Origin of the sequence: Actinoplanes sp. NPDC026619 (genome assembly GCF_040638295.1) — a bacterium.
In the GTDB taxonomy this organism is placed as follows: Bacteria; Actinomycetota; Actinomycetes; order Mycobacteriales; family Micromonosporaceae; genus Actinoplanes.
Map to the genome: position 1 here is coordinate 548,145 of NZ_JBEZYA010000001.1, position 17,790 is coordinate 565,934.

At 72.8% G+C, this 17,790-nt stretch carries 20 protein-coding genes; 9 read left to right on the plus strand and 11 right to left on the minus strand.

All coding sequences use genetic code 11. The features are described 5' to 3' along the window. Both AB0E90_RS02695 and AB0E90_RS02700 read right to left on the minus strand, forming a co-directional pair. Entirely contained in the window at window positions 1-936 is a 936-nt protein-coding gene (locus tag AB0E90_RS02695) for a nitroreductase (RefSeq protein WP_360398239.1), read from the minus strand. Then, window positions 933-1,301: a DUF5994 family protein gene (locus AB0E90_RS02700; protein WP_360398241.1), complete on the minus strand. Its 369-nt coding sequence runs from the start codon at window positions 1,299-1,301 to the stop codon at window positions 933-935. The genes AB0E90_RS02695 and AB0E90_RS02700 overlap by 4 nt, the downstream gene beginning before the upstream one ends. Before the next feature lie 268 nt (window positions 1,302-1,569). Here AB0E90_RS02700 and AB0E90_RS02705 point away from each other — a divergent pair, with 268 nt between their 5' ends. Beyond that, window positions 1,570-2,022 (plus strand): DUF5994 family protein, encoded by a 453-nt coding sequence (locus AB0E90_RS02705; protein WP_360398243.1) that lies wholly within the window; start codon window positions 1,570-1,572, stop codon window positions 2,020-2,022. Window positions 2,023-2,365: 343 nt separating this feature from the next. On the opposite strand, the gene AB0E90_RS02710 is transcribed toward AB0E90_RS02705, so the two are convergent. From AB0E90_RS02710 to AB0E90_RS02720, 3 genes are read right to left on the minus strand one after another with little or no spacing between them, the layout of a single operon-like run. Then, window positions 2,366-3,469 carry an acetylhydrolase gene (locus tag AB0E90_RS02710; protein ID WP_360398245.1) on the minus strand — a complete coding sequence of 368 codons (1,104 nt, stop codon included), beginning with the start codon at window positions 3,467-3,469 and terminating at the stop codon, window positions 2,366-2,368. Continuing rightward, complete coding sequence (locus tag AB0E90_RS02715) at window positions 3,466-3,813, minus strand: transcriptional regulator (protein ID WP_360398247.1); 348 nt, start codon at window positions 3,811-3,813, stop codon at window positions 3,466-3,468. Before AB0E90_RS02715 ends, AB0E90_RS02710 begins: the two co-directional genes overlap by 4 nt. Window positions 3,814-3,818: 5 nt before the next feature. Continuing rightward, on the minus strand, window positions 3,819-4,511 hold the full coding sequence (locus AB0E90_RS02720) for a hypothetical protein (protein ID WP_360398249.1): 693 nt from the start codon (window positions 4,509-4,511) through the stop codon (window positions 3,819-3,821). 116 nt (window positions 4,512-4,627) lie between these two features. Between AB0E90_RS02720 and AB0E90_RS02725 the strand changes: the two genes are divergently transcribed. From AB0E90_RS02725 to AB0E90_RS02740, 4 genes are read left to right on the plus strand one after another with little or no spacing between them, the layout of a single operon-like run. Next, window positions 4,628-5,347: an ABC transporter ATP-binding protein gene (locus AB0E90_RS02725; protein WP_360398251.1), complete on the plus strand. Its 720-nt coding sequence runs from the start codon at window positions 4,628-4,630 to the stop codon at window positions 5,345-5,347. Next, the gene (locus tag AB0E90_RS02730; protein WP_360398253.1) at window positions 5,344-6,672 is read left to right on the plus strand and encodes an ABC transporter permease; all 1,329 of its coding nucleotides are present in this window, start codon (window positions 5,344-5,346) and stop codon (window positions 6,670-6,672) included. Before AB0E90_RS02725 ends, AB0E90_RS02730 begins: the two co-directional genes overlap by 4 nt. Then, window positions 6,669-7,892: a sensor domain-containing protein gene (locus tag AB0E90_RS02735; protein WP_360398255.1), complete on the plus strand. Its 1,224-nt coding sequence runs from the start codon at window positions 6,669-6,671 to the stop codon at window positions 7,890-7,892. Before AB0E90_RS02730 ends, AB0E90_RS02735 begins: the two co-directional genes overlap by 4 nt. A gap of 1 nt (window position 7,893) precedes the next feature. After that, on the plus strand, window positions 7,894-8,538 hold the full coding sequence (locus AB0E90_RS02740) for a response regulator transcription factor (RefSeq protein WP_360398257.1): 645 nt from the start codon (window positions 7,894-7,896) through the stop codon (window positions 8,536-8,538). Here the strand turns inward: AB0E90_RS02740 and AB0E90_RS02745 are convergent. Together AB0E90_RS02745 and AB0E90_RS02750 are read right to left on the minus strand one after the other, a co-directional pair. Then, entirely contained in the window at window positions 8,528-9,040 is a 513-nt protein-coding gene (locus tag AB0E90_RS02745) for a GNAT family N-acetyltransferase (protein ID WP_360398259.1), read from the minus strand. The two genes, AB0E90_RS02740 and AB0E90_RS02745, sit on opposite strands and share 11 nt — an antisense overlap. A 9-nt stretch (window positions 9,041-9,049) precedes the next feature. Beyond that, window positions 9,050-9,889, minus strand: a complete 840-nt coding sequence (locus AB0E90_RS02750) for a hypothetical protein (RefSeq protein ID WP_360398261.1) — start codon at window positions 9,887-9,889, stop codon at window positions 9,050-9,052. A gap of 60 nt (window positions 9,890-9,949) precedes the next feature. Here AB0E90_RS02750 and AB0E90_RS02755 point away from each other — a divergent pair, with 60 nt between their 5' ends. The 4 genes from AB0E90_RS02755 (at window position 9,950) to AB0E90_RS02770 (ending at window position 13,338) form a co-directional block, all read left to right on the plus strand. After that, a complete protein-coding gene (locus AB0E90_RS02755) occupies window positions 9,950-10,828 on the plus strand; it encodes an aldo/keto reductase (protein ID WP_360398263.1) in 879 nt (292 codons plus the stop codon). Beyond that, a complete protein-coding gene (locus tag AB0E90_RS02760) occupies window positions 10,825-11,607 on the plus strand; it encodes an SDR family oxidoreductase (protein ID WP_360398265.1) in 783 nt (260 codons plus the stop codon). The genes AB0E90_RS02755 and AB0E90_RS02760 overlap by 4 nt, the downstream gene beginning before the upstream one ends. A 104-nt stretch (window positions 11,608-11,711) precedes the next feature. Next, complete coding sequence (locus AB0E90_RS02765) at window positions 11,712-12,929, plus strand: acyltransferase (protein ID WP_360398267.1); 1,218 nt, start codon at window positions 11,712-11,714, stop codon at window positions 12,927-12,929. Window positions 12,930-13,038: 109 nt separating this feature from the next. Further along, entirely contained in the window at window positions 13,039-13,338 is a 300-nt protein-coding gene (locus AB0E90_RS02770) for a helix-turn-helix transcriptional regulator (RefSeq protein WP_360398269.1), read from the plus strand. Between the two features lie 349 nt (window positions 13,339-13,687). On the opposite strand, the gene AB0E90_RS02775 is transcribed toward AB0E90_RS02770, so the two are convergent. From AB0E90_RS02775 to AB0E90_RS02790, 4 genes are read right to left on the minus strand one after another with little or no spacing between them, the layout of a single operon-like run. Further along, window positions 13,688-14,728 (minus strand): MSMEG_0565 family glycosyltransferase, encoded by a 1,041-nt coding sequence (locus tag AB0E90_RS02775; RefSeq protein WP_360398271.1) that lies wholly within the window; start codon window positions 14,726-14,728, stop codon window positions 13,688-13,690. After that, entirely contained in the window at window positions 14,725-15,549 is an 825-nt protein-coding gene (locus tag AB0E90_RS02780) for a carbon-nitrogen hydrolase family protein (protein ID WP_360398273.1), read from the minus strand. Before AB0E90_RS02780 ends, AB0E90_RS02775 begins: the two co-directional genes overlap by 4 nt. Next, entirely contained in the window at window positions 15,546-16,385 is an 840-nt protein-coding gene (locus AB0E90_RS02785; protein WP_360398275.1) for a carbon-nitrogen hydrolase family protein, read from the minus strand. Before AB0E90_RS02785 ends, AB0E90_RS02780 begins: the two co-directional genes overlap by 4 nt. Beyond that, a complete protein-coding gene (locus AB0E90_RS02790) occupies window positions 16,382-17,740 on the minus strand; it encodes an MSMEG_0567/sll0787 family protein (RefSeq protein WP_360398276.1) in 1,359 nt (452 codons plus the stop codon). The genes AB0E90_RS02785 and AB0E90_RS02790 overlap by 4 nt, the downstream gene beginning before the upstream one ends. Between the last annotated feature and the right edge of the window lie 50 nt (window positions 17,741-17,790).

Genomic DNA, 17,790 nt, shown 5'->3' on the forward strand with positions numbered 1-17,790 from the left:
TCACCCCGCCGACTCCATCGTCTGCGCGGCCGGCAGTCGCGGGGTCGGCGGGGTGTCCGCTTCAGTGGCGTGGTGGCCGAGGCGGAGCATCACGTAGGGGGAACCCAGCTCCGGGATGGCCCGGCCGAGGATCCGCCCGGCGTCGGCGTGCTCGATCGGGGCGCTGAACGGCAGGACCGAGACGCCCAGACCGGCCGCCACCAGGGCGCCGGCGGAGAGCGCCTCGCCCACGTGCAGCCAGTCGAGCGCCTGGTCGGCCGGGCCGTGCAGCACCGCGAACGTCGCCGCCCGGTCGCTCTCGGCGGACGCGGCCGGCAACTGCTCCCCGTCGGGGGCGGCCACGATGCGGTCGCTTCCGGCCCACCGGGCCAGTTCGGCGTGCCACTGGGCGTTGGCCGGGCCGGCGCTCGCGGCGCCGGCGGTGGCCACGGCCAGGGCGAGGATCTGGTCGGGGCGCAACACCCCGAAGTGGACGCGCTGAGCCTGGAACGCGTCGCCGATGGTCTGCAGCGTCGCCGGCTCGATCGGCCGGCCGGTCACCGGGCGCTGATCGGTGTGGCGCCGCTTGATGGCCCGGGCCAACTCGGCGGTGTCCGGGCTGACCGGGGCGGCGCCGTCGATGGTCAGCCGGGCCAGGTGGGTCGGATCGCCGGCGTCGGGGCGGCGGGTCACGGTCGCCCGCCAGCCGTGGGCGGCCAGTGTCAGGCGGGCGTGGTGCAGGGCGGCGCCGCAGCTGATCACGGTCAGCCGCCCGTCCGGATCGGACACTCCGGCCATCCGGTCGTGGTCCGCGAACAGGTCGAGCAGACCGCCGTTCACCCGCCACCGCCAGGGCTGCGTGTTGTGCGCCGACGGCGCGCGACCGGCCGCGACGACGGCGCGGTAGAACGCCTCGTTCATGATGCGGCCGGCCGGGCGCGGTGGGGCCGGGATCATCGGACCGGCACCGGCGCGTTCTCGGGCACCGGGCCGGGCTGGGCCACGTGCATGGTGAAACTGCTGCCGTCGGCGCAGAGCACGGTCATCATGCACGGGGACTGGCCGGCCTGGTAGCTGACGCTGACCGCGTGCCCGGCGGCGAACACATGGTGCGGCCGCGCCGTCCAGCCGGCGGCGCTCAGCAGCAGCCGGGTCACCCGGCCGTGCGCCCGGTCGAGGGCCGGCACCAGCTCGGGCAGTTCGGTGGCGGGATCGCCGGAGCCCGGCCACCAGGTCCCGGCGAGCCAGGTGTGGTGATCCCAGAGCGGCTCGAACCGCACGCGGGACGGGCCGGACGAGTCCGGGGTGGTCGATGGCGCCATGAAGCATTCCCGTCGTCGGGGACCAAACGCAGGCGCGGGCCCAGCCGATGACAGGCGTAGGACGAGGTCCACCGAGGCCGGTGAAACGCGGCGGCCGGCGGTCGCCGGGCCGAGCGACCGATGGCGACGCCATCGATCACCCGTGACTCTACGCGCCGTCGGCACCCCGGGCGCGTACCGTGAGGTCACGCCCGCCTCTCGACGTCTTCCGTCGAACGCACGTCGCCCGATTTCGGGGGCGCGGATGCCGTCGGAAGAGAGGCCCCGGATGACCCAGACCACGAACAGCCGAACCACCAGAGCACCCGACGATGCCGTACGCCTCCGGATGGACCCGCATTCGTCACGGACCACCGTTCTCGACGGCGGCTGGTGGCCCCGGTCGACGAACGCGATCGACGAGCTTCCCGCCCTGATCACGGCCCTGGGCGGCGACCGCGGTGTGATCACCCACGTGCTGTTGAGCTCGGCCGACTGGCACCTGCCCCACCCGCGCCGAGTCGGCGAAGGACGCGGCGCGGTCCGCCTCGGCTGGTACACGTCGCAGCCGTCCGGGCTGATCAGCGTCATGAGCGAGTTCGGGCGCGACCGGTTCGACCTGCTGGTCGTGCCGCCGGACGCGAGCGGGGCGTCCGCCGACACCGCGCTGACCGCGGCGGCGGACGGCTCCGACAAGCGCCGTACCCCCGAGCTGCTCACGCACGTCGAGCACACCGGCTGACCGCATAGACCCGGAGGGGTGGGGTTGTCCCCCGTTCAGGGAATGGAGATGGACCGGCCGCTGCCCGCGCCGTACCGTCAAGGAATCGCAACTGCCGGATCCGCGCCGGCAGCAGGCGATCCTCGCGGCCACCTACATCGAGGTCTGGTGGACCTCGGGCTGCCGCAACCCCGGCGACCCGAACGTCCGGCAGTGGATCGGCCACATCCTGGACCGCCGCATCGCCGGCGCGCACCGGGCCGTGGGCATGGCCCCGGACGGCCGCCCCAGCCCCGCCGAGATCGAACTGTCCGGCCTGCTGCGCCGGCCGGCCGCCGCCCTCTGGCCGGGTTGAGCGCGCGGGTCAGGGGACGAAGCGCACCTCCGGGAAGGCCGGGCTCGGGCCCTCGAGCAGGCGCTGCCGCTGACCGCGCAGGTGCAGGTCGAAGAAGGCCAGCGGGTACGCCTGCTGGATGCGCACCGCCCGGGCCGGGTCGAGGGTGCCGATCCAGCCGGCCAGGTCGTCGTCGCTCATCCCGGTGATCGCCGCCAGCTGCGGGATCAGCCACTGGTGGTCGCAGTAACCCCCGTGCAGCGCGCCCTCGGTGTGCACCTGGCGCCGCCAGCCGTGCAGGAGCGGCCAGAACTCGGCGACGCCGGACTCCTCGGCGCCGGGGGTGAACTCCGCGGTCATCAGCATGAACGGCCGGTCGAGATCGGCGGGGCTCGGCTGGGACAGCATCGGGCCGTCGAGGCTGAGCCCGGCCCGCACGCGCCGGTCGGCGTTCATCACCAGGGCGGTGGCGGTCGCGCCCTTCGACCAGCCGAACATGCCGATGCGGTGCGGGTCGATCGCGGCGCCCAGGCCGGCCGGCAGCGGACGGCGGCCGGCGGCGAGGTCCTCGATGCGGTCCAGCACGAACCGGATGTCGCGGGCGTGGTCCCACGGGGTGACCGAGACGTCGCCGGGGACGGTGGTCCGGCCGTCCGGGAGCTCGCTGAACGAGTCGCCCGGGTGGTCGACCGTGACCACGACGTACCCGTGGCTGGCAAGTTCCTGCACCACGATGGTGGCCTCGGACCGGTGGCCGCCGGAGCCGTGCGAGAACACGACGACCGGTCGCCGCCCGGCGGCCGGCAGCGCCGGCGCCCCCTCGTGGCCGGCGGTGCGCGGCGCCGCGACATCGGCGTCGAGGTCGGCGGAGGCGAGGAGCGCATGCAGCGGCGCGGCCGGCATCCACGGGGCCACCGGATACCGGCCGGTGTTCCGGGCGGGGTACCAGATGCCGGCCATCAGGTCGCGGCCCCGGTCGACCAGATGCAGCGAGACGGTGCCGATCCGGTTCGGCCCGGTCGGCGCCGGCAGGGTGAGCCGGGCCGGGGCGGCGGCCGCCGCCGGGGCCGCCGCCCATCCGTAGCCGATCGGGACGGCGAGAGCGGCGGTGAGCAGACGCCGGCGGGTTGTCAACGGTCCTCCCGTGGTTCGGTGGTCTCGACGCGGGCGATGAGCTGTTTGAGCCGGCCGATCTCCGCGGCGAGCGCGGTGCCGCCGGCCGCGGTGAGGGTGATCCAGGTGCGGCCGCGCCGGCCCTCGTAACCCTTCTCGACCTCGATCAGGCCGGCCTCCTCCAGCACGCTCAGGTGCTTGGAGAGGTTGCCGGCGGTCAACTCCAGCTGGGTGCGCAGGTAGCCGAACTCGACCCGGCGCGCCTCGTGCGTGATGGTGAGGATCCCCAGGCGCACCCGCTGGTGCACCACCTCGTCCAGCCCGTTGACCGGGTGTGCGGCGTCCGGGTCCGGAGCGTCGGTCACGACCCTCACCGCTGTCGCCGCTGGGCGGCCCGGAAGAGCAGGGCGCCCGCCAGCAGCACCACCCCGACGATGAGCTGGGGCACCGCCATGCCCACTCGGATGGCGAAGTGCGGCGGTCCGAAGCCGAAGTTCATCGGCAGCACCAGCAGCACCAGCGCCAGGTAACCGACGGTGAACGCCAGCAGCGCGACGTTGCGTTCCAGCCAGGCCAGCACCAGCAGCGTGACGCCGATCGTGCCCCACGGCATGACCAGCCGGTCCAGCACGAGATACCAGTACGGCAGGGGCGAGTCCGGGTACGGGTGGCTCTCGAAGTACAGATGCACGGCCAGCCAGGCGGCCGGGAACACGGCGGACGTGACGGCGCCGGTGATCGCGTACGGCAGAACACGGGCGCTCAGCCCCCGCGACCGGGCGGCCCGCAGGTACCACATGGCGATCGTCGCGTACGCCACCAGCAGCGCCGGCATCCAGTAATAGAGCATGCCCCGGCGCGCGAACTCGCAACTGCCGTCGGGATGGCACCGCACCCACATGCCGAACCAGTCGAACGGGATCGCCACGAACGTCGCCACAGCCAGCACCAGCAGCGCCGCCCAGGTCATCCGCTGGTCGAGACGCACACGGCGGGAGAGGGCGCGCAGGTCGGACAGCAACCGGCGCGGATCGGAAGCCTCGGGTATCGAGTTGGCGGTCATGCCAATAGGTTTCCACAGCAAACCTATTGGCGCAAGCACGATGGTGCGGTTAACCGCACCCCGGTCGCCGTGCTCGCCCGGATGTTCTGCCGATCACCGCCGACCAGGGTGGACACATGGAATCCGTCATCTCGATGACCTCGGTGTCCCGGCGCTACCCGCGTGGTGTGGTCGCGCTGCGGGACGTGTCCCTCGACGTACCGGCCGGTCAGTTCGTTGCCGTCATGGGCGCCACCGGCTCCGGCAAGAGCACCCTGCTGCACTGCGCAGCCGGCCTCGATCTGCCCACCGGCGGGCAGGTGCGACTGGCCGGGCACGACCTCACGACCATGGGCGAGGCGCAGCGCACCCGGCTGCGGCGCGACCACGCCGGCTTCGTCTTCCAGGCCTACAACCTGCTCTCCGAGCTGAGCGTGCGGCAGAACGTCGCGCTCCCGTTCCGGCTCGGCGGCCCGCGCCGGCACACGGTCGACGAGGTGCTCGCCCAGGTCGGGCTGGCCGGCTTCGGCAAGCGGCCGGTCGGTGAGCTCTCCGGCGGTCAGCGGCAGCGCGTCGCGATCGCCCGCGCCCTGGTCACCGCGCCGGCCGTGGTCTTCGCCGACGAGCCGACCGGAGCCCTCGACCCGACCACCGGCGGGCGGATCCTGGCGCTGCTGCGGGCGGCGGCCGACCGCGACGGCGCGGCCGTGCTGATGGTGACCCACGACCCGGCCGCCGCCGCGTGGAGCGACCGGCTCGTCCTGCTGCACGACGGCGAGATCGCGCACGACGGGCCGGCGCCCGCGGCCGCGGAGATCGCCGACCGGCTGCGCGGCGTGTCGGCGGTGGCGGCATGAGAAGCGGCATGATCCGGCAGGCGCTACGGCGCAATCCGTGGGCGTTCCTCGGGCCGGGCGCCACCCAGGCCCTCGCCGCCGCGCTGGTCACCATCGGCCTGTGCGCGCTCGCCTCGCTCGACGGCGCGCCGCTGACCGCGGCCCAGCGGGCCACGATGACCGAGCAGGGCGTCGCCGACATCGGGGTGCTGTTCCTGGTGGCGTCGATCTATCTGTCCATCCTGATCGTCGGGGTGACGATGAGCACCGCGATCGCCGACCAGGCCCGCGACCTCGCCCTGTTCCGCACGGTCGGCGCCACCCCGGCCCGGGTCCGGCGGGCCATCGCGGCGCAGGCCGCCCTCGTCGCCGTGCCGGCCACGATCGCCGGGGTGCCGCTCGGCCTGCTGTTCGGCTACTGGTGGGTGCAGGGGCTGGTCGGCCACGGCATCGTGCCGGGCGAGGTGACCTTCCGGGTGCACGGCGGGACGGTGCCGATCGCGTTCGCGGTCACCATCGGCACCTCGCTGTTCGGCGCCATGATCGCGGCCATCCGCCCGGCCCGGCTGCGGCCGGCGGTCGCGCTGGCCGAGGCGGCGGCCGGCAGCCGCAGCGGGCGGGTGCGCACCCCGCTGGGCCTGCTGCTGGTCGGCGGCGGCCTGGCCCTCTCGGTGGTGATCAGCGGACTGGACGCGGAGACGGCCGACAATGCCGGCCTCTTCGTCATGCTGGCGATGTGCTTCGGCACCGGGATGCTGGGCCCGGTGCTGCTGCGGATGGCCGCCCCGGTGGCACGGCTGTTCGGGCCGGTCGGGCGGGTGGCGGCGGACAACGTGGTCGCCCGCAGCCGGTCGCTGTCCGGGGCGCTGGTGCCGTTGACGCTGGCGGTCGGGTTCGCGGCGTTCACGATCGTGCTGGGCAGCACCACCGAACACGTCACCGGGGTGGCCATGACGGCCGCCGACCGGTGGCTGACCTATGCCGGCACCGGCGTCTACGCGCTCTACGCGGCGATCGCCGCGGTCAACACGCTGATCACCGTCATGCAGGGCCGGCGCCGGGATCCGGCCGTCCTGCGGCTGGTCGGCGCCACCCGGGGGCACACGCTGCGGGTGGTGATCTGCGAGGCTCTGGTGGTGACCGCCACCGCCCTCGCCGCCGGGTCCGTCGTGGCCGCGGCCACGCTGCTGCCACTGCTGCACACGGCGCTGGGCACGTGGCTGCCGTGGGTGCCACCGCCGTTCCTGGCCGGCGGCATCATCGGCACCGCCGCCCTGGTCGTGGCCGGCCTGGCGCTGCCCGCGGCCGCGATGCTGCGCCACCCACCGATCGAGGCCATCGGTTGAGTGGCGCGGCCCAGGTCTATCGCGTCTGGGCAACCGGGCGCTGGTGGCGGGAGCTGGGGTTCGTGCTGAGTGGAGCGGTGCTGCGGCTGCCCACGTTCGCGCTCGCGCTGCTCGGCATCGCCGCCTGCGCGCTGTCGGTGGTGATCTTCGGGCTGGCGCTGCTCACCGGGCTTCTCGCGCTGGCCCGGCGCACGCCGCGCTATTTCCGGGCGGTGGCCCGCAAACTGCTCGGGCAGGACTGGCCGGACGTCGAGCCGGCCAGCAGCTTCCCGCTCGCCGACAGCACCGCGTGGCGCGCCCTCGCGTACTGCTTCCTCGGGTTCGTGCTGATCTACACCGCGGCCTACCTGACGATCATCGCGCTGGGCAGCGGGCTGGCCGCGCTCACCTATCCGATCTGGTGGTTCCTCGACGTGAACCCGCTCGAGGCCCTCGACGCCCACACCTGGGCGCAGACCTGGATCGCCGCCGGGGAGGGTGCGCTGCTGCTGTTCGCCCTCCCCTGGTTCATCCGGCTGGTCGTGCTGGCCGACTCGTGGCTGGTGCGCACGCTGCTGCAACCCAGCCGGGCGGCGCGGCGCATCGCCCAGCTGGAGGCGGGCCGGGCGGCCCTGCAGGCCGATGCGGCGGCGCTGCTGCGCCGCGTCGAACGTGATCTGCACGACGGCACCCAGGCCCGCCTGGTCTCGCTGGGCGTCCAACTCGCGCGCATCGAACACAAGACCGACCAGGCCGAGGTACGCGATCTGGCCGCCGATTCCCGTGACACCGTCACCGAGGCCCTGACCGAGCTCCGCGACATCGTCCGCGGCCTGCATCCACCGGCCCTGGACGACGGCCTGGAAGTGGCGCTGTCCACCCTGGCCGGCCGCAGCGCGGTGCCGGCCGCGGTGGCGGTCGACCTGGCCGGCCGGCCCCCCGACGCCACCGCCTCGGCGATCTACTTCACCGTCGCGGAACTGCTCACCAACGTGGCCCGGCACGCCGGCGCGACCCGGGCCTGGATCACCGTGACCGACGACGCCACCCGCCTCATGCTGACGGTCCGCGACGACGGCCACGGCGGCGCGGCCGAAACCAGCGGCGCGGACGGCAGCGGGGCCGGGACCGGGCTGGCCGGGCTCATGCGGCGGGCCGCGGCGCTCGACGGGGAGCTGCACATCGCGTCGCCGGCGGGCGGGCCGACCATCGTGACCATGACACTGCCCCGGGAGTACTGAGATGCGCGTTGCCATCGCCGAGGACAACCCGCTGCTCCGGGACGGGATCGTGCTGCTGCTCGGGGAGCACGACATCGAGGTGGTCGCGGCGGTCAGCGACGGCGCGGCGCTCCTCGAGGCGGTGAAGAAGGAACAGCCGGATGCCGCCGTCGTGGACGTGCGGATGCCGCCCACGCATACCGATGAGGGGCTTCGGGCGGCGTTGACCATACGGGCGGCGTACCCATCGATCGGTGTTCTGGTTTTCTCGCAGTGGGTGGAGACCAGTTATGCGCGACGGCTGCTCTCGGAGAACGCGGGAAAGGTCGGTTATCTGTTGAAGGATCGGATCGTCAGCACCGACGAATTCGTCGGCGCGCTGCGGCGGGTGGCCGACGGCGGCACCGCTCTCGACCCGGAAGTGGTGCGGCATCTGCTGGCGGCGCCGCAGGTGGACGCGGGTCTGGCCCGGTTGTCGGCCCGGGAGCGGGAAATCCTCGGATTGCTGGCCGAGGGACGGTCGAACGTGGCCATCGCCGAGTCGTTGCATCTGGCCGAGCGGAGCGTGGAAAAGCACGTGACCGCCATTTTCACCAAGCTGGACCTGATTCACGACCGATCGGATCATCGGCGTGTATTGGCCGTGCTGCGTTATCTCAAAGGGTGATCCAGTAACGGCGAGCGGGGCCGAACGGCGTTTCCCGGATGTCGTCCAGGAGGCCGCCGCCGCGTTCGATGGTGCGGGCCGACGCGGTGTTGGCCGCGTCGCACATGACCAGCACGCGGCGCAGGCCGACCGCGCGGGCCTCGTCCAGCATCCGGATCAGCGCCCAGCTCGCCAGGCCGCGCCGCCGCTGCGAGGGGCGGATGCCGTAACCGAGGTGGCCCATCGGCGGGGTGGCGCCGTCGAACTCGTAACGCAGCGCGATGCCGCCCAGCACCCGGCCGTCCTCGACGATCCAGCGGTAGACGTGGCCGGCGTCGTGGTGCTGGTCCGGGTCCTCGTCGAACGACAGCCGCGCCACCCAGGCCGCGAAGCCCGCGGGCGTGTCCACCTCGTCCGACGGGCGGAGCGCGAAACCGTCCTCGTGCTGCCCGGGGCCCCACTCGCGGTGTGCGTCCTGCCAGGCGCTTTCCAGGTCGAGGGTGGGGGCGATCAACTCGGGCATGCCCCGAAGTTACGCCGCGACCGGGATCTTGATCCAGCCCAGATGGGTGCGCAGCTCCTCGGGCGTGGCCAGGACGTCGGCGCCCAGCTCGGCGACGGCGATCTCGCGGCCGGCCACCGGGTCGGGGTCGTAGCCGTACACCTCGGGCCACTGCCGGTGCAGGCGCGGCTCGCCGCCGAAGGTCAGGTCGGCGTCGGCGAGCACCATCGGATCGCCGTAGACCGCGGCCTGGCAGCCGGCCAGCAGGCCGTACCAGATCGCGCTGCACAACCGGTTCGACACCACCCGCTTGTGCCGGCGCAGCTCGGACAGCTGCCGCACCAGGAACTCCCGGTCGGTGTCGCGCCACCAGAAGCCGCGGTAGCCGTGGCAGATGACCCGCAGGCCGGCGTCCTCGTAAACCTTGCGGATGCCGCGCTCGCGGAACTCGTTCCAGTAGAGGCAGGCGGTGATCGGGCCGGTCTCGTGCGCCTTCAACTCGTCGATGAGGCGCTGGTGGTTGCCCATCACCTGCTGCCCCTCCCAGCCGTGGAAGGGGTAGAAGATGGTGCCTTCGCGCTCCTCTTGTTTTTCCGGAGGCGAGGCGTCCATGGCGGCGAGGTAGGCGAACGGCGAGCCGACCACGACCGCGTCGCGGCGGCCCTGCGACCACGCGCGGCGACGGGTCTGCTCGGACCACACCAGCAGCCGGCTGCCCTCGACGAACGGGACGCCGGGCGCCATGCCGTCGCCGATGTTCCACCCGTGCTGGAGGTAGCCCTGAATGCGCGGCGGGTCCAGCGGCTCGGCGAGCCGGCAGTACCGGGCGAGGATGTGGGCGTGGCCGTAGTAGTAATTCGCGTGGTGCATCGGTCGGAGCATAACATCGCGGACTATGCACGCAGAGCTGCAGAAACAGGCGGTTGACGCATGATCGAGATCCGGCGGCGGGGCGGTTACGGGCAGTCCGTGCTGATCCTCGGGACGGCTCAGCTGGGCATGGCGTACGGCATCGCCAACCGCACCGGCGCGCCCGACGACGACGCCACCGCCCGTATCCTGACCGCGGCCCGCGATCTCGGGATCACCCATCTCGATACCGCCCGCGCCTACGGCGACAGCGAGGAACGCATCGGCGTGTCGGCGCCGCCGGAGCTGTCGATCATCACCAAGATCGCGCCCGGGGCCGACGTCCGGGACAGTGTGGCGGCCAGCCGGGCGGCCCTGCGCCGCACCGGGCCGGTCACGCTGCTGTTCCACCGGGCGGCCGACGCGCTGGACGGCGGCTGGGACGACCTGCGCACCGTCCTGGCGAGCAGCGCGGCCGACCGGATCGGCGTCTCGGTGCAGAGCCCGGACGAGCTGCGGCGGGCGCTCGACCTGCCCGATCTCGGCTACGTCCAGCTGCCGTGCAACATCCTGGACCGGCGCTGGCTCGCCCTCGACCTCGACCGGCCCGATCTGGTGGTGACTGTTCGTAGCGCGTACCTCCAGGGTCTGCTCATCGCCGGCACCGCCGTGACCTGGCCGAATCTGCCGGACGCCGAGCGGGACGCGGTCGTGGCGACCCTCGACCGGCTGACCACCGAGCTCGGCCGGGACTCGCGCGCCGACCTCTGCATCGCCTACCTGCTGTCGCTGCCGTGGGTGACGTCCCTGGTCGTCGGCGCGGAGACCGAGGATCAACTTCGGGACAACGCTGATCTCGTACGCCGTAAGCCCCTGACCGAGAGTGAGCGGGAGTCCGTGCTCGCCGCCCTCCCGGCGCTGCCCGATGATCTCCTCGACCCGAGCCGGTGGAACCGATGACAACTCTTGAAGATCTCTTCGGCCTGCGCGGACGTGTGGCCGTGGTGACCGGCGCGACCGGGCGGCTGGGCCGGGTGATGGCCGCCGCGCTGGCCGGCGCGGGCGCCATCACCTGGCTGATCGGCCGGGACGAGGGCCGGCTCAAGGCGCTCGCCGACGAGCTCGGCCCGAACTGCCGCCCGGCCCGCTGCGACGTCACCTCGGACGAGGACGTGGCCGCGCTCGGCCTGTTGCTGAAGAGCGAGGGCGGCCGCGTGGACGTGCTCGTGCACAACGCGCACGTCGGCCGGGGCGGATCGCTGCGCTCGTCGACGCCGGCCGACTATCTCGGCGCGGCCGACCTCGCGTTCGGCGCGTTCCAGCGGCTGATCGACGCCACCCGCGACCTGCTGACCGCCGCGGCCGCCGACAGCTCCCCCGCGGTGATCACGGTCGCCTCGATGTACGGCCTGGTCAGCCCGAAGCCGCAGCTCTACGACACGCCGGAGGCCGGCAACCCGCCCTACTACGGCGCGGTGAAGGCCGGCCTGGTGCAGCTCACCCGCTATGCGGCGGTGGAGCTCGGCCCAACCGGCGTGCGGGTCAACTGCATCACCCCGGGCCCGTTCCCGGGCGGCGGCGACCCGGCGCTGCTGGCCCGGCTGGCCGCGCAGACCCCGCTGGGCCGGGTCGGCGATCCGGCCGAGATCGCCACGTCGGTGCTCTACCTGGCGTCGCCACGCTCCAGTTACGTCACCGGAGCGAACCTGGTCGTTGACGGAGGGTGGACCGCCTGGTGAAGTTCATGATTTCCTGACCAGCTGCCTTGCAAGATCGCCCGGCTCCCGTGATCTAATACCGGCCCTGTCTCACATGAATTTCTTACACAAATCACAGGAGCACGGTGGCCGGCACGACTACTTTCGGGCCGCACGAGCGCCGGCCCGAGCTCAAGGCACTGACCGGCCTGCGCGCGGTGGCCGCGATCGCGGTGGTGGTCTCGCACCTCGGGGTCCCGAAGAGCCTCCCGGAGGAGCTCGCCAAGATCGCCCATTGGGGCTATATCGGCGTGCCGCTGTTCTTCATGCTCTCCGGCGTGGTGCTCGGCTACAACTACCCCGAGCTGACCTTCCGGCAGGGCCGGCGGACGATCAAGTTCTACCTTGCCCGGATCGGCCGGGTCATGCCGCTCTACTGGGTCGTGCTGATCTACTGCGCCCTGTTCTACGTCGCGATCAACCACGTCAACTATCCGAAGGTGTTCGTGATGAACCTCTTCGCGGTGCAGACCTGGGGCGGCGATCTGCTGGCCGCGCAGTCGCGCTACAACGGGCCGGGCTGGTCGATCGGCGCCGAGCTGTTCTTCTACGCGGTGTTCCCGTTCGTGCTGCCGCTGATCGCCAAGGCCGCCCGCCGCTGGGGTCTGCGCGCTCTGGTCACGATCGCCGGCGCGATGGCCCTCGTGTCGTTCGGGTTGTACCTCTTCTTCGTGCTCACCGGCCGGGCCGATCTGCCCGCCGCGGACCCGGGCTCGGCGCACCGCTGGCTCTACCGCAACCCGCTCTGCCAGCTGCCGATCTTCATCGCCGGCGTCGCGGTCGCGTTCCTGCTGCCCTATGTGCGGCATTGGAGCGATCTCACCCATCATGTGATCCAGACGTCGGTACTCGGTTACGTACTGATTTTGGCGATGATTCGGGGCGAGGGCGGAGCGTGGGGAGCGGGCTCTTTCGGACCATTTTTCGTGGTTCCGTTCATCTTCGCGCTGCTCTCGCTCGCATCTGACCGTGGCTGGCTGGCGCGCATTCTGCGTACTCGGCCTATGGTCACGCTCGGTGTTGCCAGCTACGCCCTTTACATCACCCATCGATGGCTGGTGTGGCAGCTCAGCTCGACCGACCCGGTCAGCAAGGGTCACGGCATCGACCCGTACATCGGCTTCCTGCTCACCATCTGCATCCTGCTGCTGGTGGCCGAGGGAGCACACCGTTACATCGAGGAACCCGCTCGGCGATGGATCGTCACTCAGGGTAAGTACCTGGCGCGGCGCTACCCGTCCCGGCGAGCGATTCCGGCGCAGCGTCAAGCCCCCGCCGAGGAGCGCACCTCGGTAAGTGTCTGACCAAAACCGGTACGCACCTGCGCTCTTGTTCCACGTCCGCCTCGGCACAAAGGTCGACTGTGGTCGGTCCACTCCCCGGTCCGGCTTCCGTTCCTACGAGGCGAGGTTGATGAGCGCAGCAACCGTTTCGACGGTCCCCCCAGATCCCATCGGCGCCGCCACGCCGGTCGAGTTCGCGATGCGCTTGCGCGCACTGATGACGGCACGACGCCGTTCCCTCGACAGCGTGGCCCGGCGCAGTCGTGACGCCGGCACTCCCATCTCCCGGGCTACGGTCCACAACCTGATCACCGCCGCCGGCTCACCACGGCGGGACACGCTGGTCTGCTTCCTGCGCGGCTGCGGAGTGCCGCCACGCGAGCAGGTCCGCTGGCTGACCACGTACGACGTGGTCTATCGGCCGCAGTAGGGGGCCTGTTCTGCCGGTCACACGCGGGGCGGTATGACCGGCAGGGCAGACCACTACCGAGCGTGCGCGAGACGGTGCCGAATCGCGCACTAAATTTGAAGCGGGCGACGATGTGGCCCAGCTCGGCCGGCATCTGCGAGAGGCGTCCCGCGGCCTGACGGGCCTCGCCGACGCCGACGCCGGTCAACCGGACCGAGGAGGCCACATCGTTGATCGCGGTGGCGACCACCGCGAAGCCCTGGCCGGTCGTGATTTGGTCGACACTTTCCGGTCCCGCACCCAGCGCCCTGCCCCCATGATCTTCCCTTCGGCCCCGTCCACCTCCGGTCGAACCCAGTTCACCCGTTGTTCATCTAAGGGCGGCGTAGAACTCCAGGTGCCGGCGGGCGGCGGCATCCCAGGTGTGCGCGGCGGCGAGCCGCTCGCCCCGGCCGCGCCGGGCCGCGTCCGGCTCCTTGATCGCCTGGAAGAGCGCCTCGGCCAGCGCGGACGGGTCGCTGCCGTAGCCGACCGCGGCGCCGAACACCTCGCGCAGCACCGGCAGGTCGCGCACCACCACCGGCACGCCGGCCGCGAGAGCCTCCATGGCGGCCAGGCCGAACCCCTCCTTGGTCGACGGGAAGGCGAACGCGGCCGCGCCGGCGACGAGGCCGGGCAGCTCGTCGTGCGGCACCGGGCCGAGCACCTCGGGCGTCACGTTCAATGCGGCCGCGCGGGTTTCCCAGGCGGCGCGGTAGTCGCGGTAGTCGAACAGGGTCTCGCCGCCGGCGATGACCAGGCGCAGCTGCGGGATCCGGGCGCGGATCAGCGCGTACGCCTCGAGCAGGTCCAATGATCCCTTGCGCGGCTCGATCCCGCCGACCGACAGCAGGTATTCGCCGTGCTCCCGGGCGGGCGTCGCCGCGGCGAACCGGGCCGCGTCCACCCCGTTCGGGATGACCACCGGGGCGAGGCCCCAGCCGGCTCGCACCTCGGCGGCCACCGCGGCCGAGACGCAGACGTGCGCGTACGGCCGGACGATCGCCCGCTCGTGGCAGGCGGCCAGCTCGGGGGTGGTGAACTGGTCGAGGTGGTGGATCGTGCGCACGCAGCGATCCACCGCGTTGGCGCTGATGCAGTCCTGGGCGTGCACCACGTCGTACGCATCCGGGGTGAACGCCTCGCGCAACGCGGCGATGGACCGCAAGATCCGCGCCCCGACCGTCTCGCCGGGAATTTCGGGAAATTCAACGACCCTGACCGGGACGCCGACCGGGCGGAACAGCTCACCGCGGCCGAGAGTCCAGACCGTGACCTCGGCGCCGAGCTCGACCAGGGCCTCGGCCAGGGCGAACGTGTGCACCACCCCGCCGCGGGGCCGGGTCGAGTAGGTGAGCAGCGCGATCCTCACGGCAGGCTCCGATAGGTGGCCGGGCGCAGCTCGTTCAGATGGCTGAGCACCCGGCGGGCGGCGGCGATCTCGGCGGCCACGTCCAGCTCGGCCACCGCGAGACCGGCCTTGGCCCAGGTGCGGGCGAGCACGTTCCCGGCCGGGCCGACCACCTTGGCCTGGCCGAGGAACCGCATGCCGCCGACCGCTCCGGTCTGGTTGGAGCTGACCACCACGATCTGGTTCTCGGCGGCGCGGGCGCAGTCGTAGAGGTCGAACAGCCGCGACTGCCGGTCCTGATTGAGCTTGGCCGCCGCGTTGGTGATGCTGGCCGGCCAGGCGGAGAGGCAGGCGACGATCTGCGCGCCGTCGAGGGCGAGGGTGCGAGCCGACTCGGGGAACGTCTTGTCGTAGTCGATGAGCATGCCGAGACGGCCGGCCGGGGTGTCGAACGCGGCGAACGTGTCGCCGGGCGCGTAGACGGTGCTCTCCGCGGCGGGCAGGTGGACCTTGCGGTGCCGGCCGAGCACCCCGTCGCCGGTGAGCGCGACGGCCGCGTTGTAGCGCAGGTCGCCGTCGGCCTCGCAGTAGCCGACGCAGACGACCATCTCCCGAGCCATCGCGGCGACCTGCGCCAGCAGCGGGTCGTCCGGTTTGAGGGCGGGCGGCAGCGCGGCCGGGTCGGGGTGGCGCAGGTCGGCGAGGTAGCCGCCGAGCGCCGCGTCGGGCAGCACGAGCAGGCCGGCCCCGGCGGCCCGGGCGTCGGCGATGAGCTTGCCGATGCGCCCGAGGTCGTAGTCGAGGTCACGCCCGAAGTGGGCCGCGGCGGCGGCAATTCTCACGCGAGCGCCGGTTCGGTGGAGAGATACGCCTCGGGGCGCCGGTCGCGCAGGTGGCCCATCGCTCGGCGGGCCGCGGTCAGGGCGGCCGTGACGTCCACTTCGGCCACCGCCATGCCGGCCGCCGTTCCGGTGGTGGCCAGCACGTCGCCACCGGGATCGACGATCTTCGCACTGCAGACGAATCGCATCGAGCCGAAATTACCGGACTGGTTCGCCGACACCCACACCACCTGGTTCTCCAGCGCCCGGGCCCGGTCGAACAGGTCGAAGCGGCGGGTCCAGCGGTCGTCGGCGAGGTCGGCGGGCGCGTTCGTGCGGCTGCCCGGCCAGGCCGACACCACCACGATGATCTCGGCGCCGTCCAGGGCGAGCGCCCGCGCCGACTCGGGGAACGCCTTGTCGTAACAGATCAGCAGGCCGATCCGGCCGACCGGGGTGTCGAACGCGGCGAACGAGTCACCGGAGTCGTAGCTGGCGTTCTCGCGCAGCGGCTGGTGCACTTTGCGGTGATTGCCGAGCACCCGCCCGTCGTGCACGCAGACCACGCTGTTGTAGCGCCGGTCGCCGTCGGCCTCGCAGTATCCGGCGCAGACGACCAGATCCCCGGCGAGCGCGGCGAGCCGGGCGACCTCCGGGCCGTCGGCCCGCAGGGCCGGCGGCTCGTCGGCCCCGCCGTCCAGGTGGGCGAGATATCCGCCGAGACAGGCTTCGGGCAGAGCAAGCAGGTGTACGCCCTGAGCCCGCGCCGTGGCGATCAGTTCCGCGATGCGGTCGAAGTCGCCTTCCAGGTCCCGATCGAACGGTGCGGCGACGGCCGCCATCCGGACGACACTCATGATGCCCTCCCCATTCCGGTGACAGCGGCGTCCAGAGCGCCGGTGATCTCCCCGTCCGGCCAGCGCAGGCGCACGCCCTCGCCGGCGATCAGTTCGCCGCAGTCGGCGGTGACCGCGGGCCCGGCGTCGCCGTCACCGAGCGGTCCGGTGGTGAGCATGGCGAAGCCGGGAAAGCAGGTGAGCCAGTCGCCGGCGCTGGCGGTGGCGGGGCGCGGCACCCGGGCCACGTCGAGCACGGCGCCGCAGCCGCTGGCCTCGGCGAGCATGCCGAGCGTCCCGGCGATGCCGGCCATCGACACGTCCTTGGCGGCGGCCGGCCGGGCCCGGCCCACGAAGGACTGCATGCGTTGCAGCTCGGCCGGGGTGCGGTCGCTGGTGGAGTCCCACTGCCGGCCGCGGTAGCCGGTGCGCCAGCGGCCGCCCAGGTCGGCGGTGAGCCGGACGCGCTGGCCGGGCTGTCCCCCGCCGCCGGGCACCGGGTGCGCGGTCCGGCCGAGGGCGGTGGCGGACAGGGCGGCGGGCACGCCGAGCTGGGTGTGGCCGCCGAGCACCGGGATGCCGTAGGCGTCGGCCGCGCGGCGCAGCCCGCCGAGGATCCGGGCGGCGTGCGCGGCATCCCGGGCGCCGACCGCGTTGAGCAGGCCGACCGGGGCGGCCCCCATGGCGGCGAGGTCGTTGACGTTGACGAGCACGGCGCACCAGCCGGCCCAGTCGGGGTCGCGCTCCACCATGGACGGCAGGATCGCGTCGCAGGCGGCGATCAGGTCGGAGCCGGGCACCGGCGCGCCGTCGTCGCCGACGAAGCCGGCTCCGCCCGGAGTCAGGCCGGCCAGGAGGTCGCCGAGCGGGTTCTTGGTCGCGGCGGCCAGGGCGGCGAGGCGGCGGATCGGCCAGCGCATCAGGGTGTGCGGCTGGTCCGCGACCCGCACGTGGCGCACGGGTTGCCAGCCGAGCCGGCGGAACATCGGCTCGGTGCGGGTCTGGACGGTGGCGTCGAACCGCAGCGCTCCGGCGCTCTCGGCGTAGGCGCAGGCGGCCTGCACCAGCGCCGGCCCGATGCCCCGGGTCCCGCGCGCGGCCGGGTCGACGACCAGCCGCCCGCCCTGCCACCAGCCGATGTCCGGACCGTCGGCGGCCGGGCCGACCCGCACCCCGCCGAGCAGCTCGCCGCGGGCCGAGCGGGCGACGAGCACCACCGTGCGCGGATCGTCGTCCCGGTCGTCGCGGTCGGTGAGGTCGAAGAGGCCCTGCTCGTCCACGAAGACCCGGCGGCGCAGCGTGAAGTAGCCGGTCGTGTCGTCCGCCCGCTCGACCATGAAGTGCGGCCCGACCAGCGCCGGTACGAGATCGGTCATCGTGCGCCTCCGTCCGCGCGCCCCGTCGTGGCCGGTCGTCGCCAGCCGGC